The following is a 540-nucleotide window of genomic DNA, read 5'->3' as shown; positions in this document are numbered from 1 at the left end:
GATGATGCTCCAACCAGCCCGAATGAGAAAGAGCGTACCTTTGGCATTATCACGCAATTATTACCGTTGCTTCAAAATGCCGTAACACCGGATATCATGCTTGATTTGCTTCGTTATTCACCATTGCCTGCGTCATTACTCAATCGTGTAAGTGAGAAGATGCAACAGCAGCAAATGGCACAACAAGCCCAACAACAGCAAATGAATCCGGAACAAGAAATGAAGTTGCAGGAAAAGCAGCAAGATATTGCGGCTAAAAGTCAGATGCAACAGATGGATTTACAAGGCAAGCAGATTGAATTGGTTATGCGTCAAAAGAGAGCAGAATTGGAAGCTGAATTGATGCAACAGAAGCATGAGCTTGAACGGGAGCGTATTCTTAATGAACGAGCGCAAAATCAAATCATGCGTGAAAGAGCGGCAACATACAGAGGAAGAAGCATTTGAGAGAGGTTAGAGAATGAATGCAGAAATGAACGAAGCTATGAATGAAGATTACAGAGTTGGAGCACCGGTCTTTGATGATGAGAGCTCTTTTGA

1 pseudogene is annotated in these 540 nt (G+C 42.8%); it reads left to right on the top strand.

The window, feature by feature from the left end:
- Window positions 1-447, top strand: a pseudogene (locus ACFINH_RS10395) (phage portal protein); the annotation flags it as partial.
- Window positions 448-540 lie beyond the last annotated feature (93 nt).

The organism is Bartonella sp. AA74HLJMH (assembly GCF_042197045.1).
Classification (GTDB): Bacteria; Pseudomonadota; Alphaproteobacteria; order Rhizobiales; family Rhizobiaceae; genus Bartonella.
This window is presented reverse-complemented; position numbering and strand designations above follow the sequence as displayed.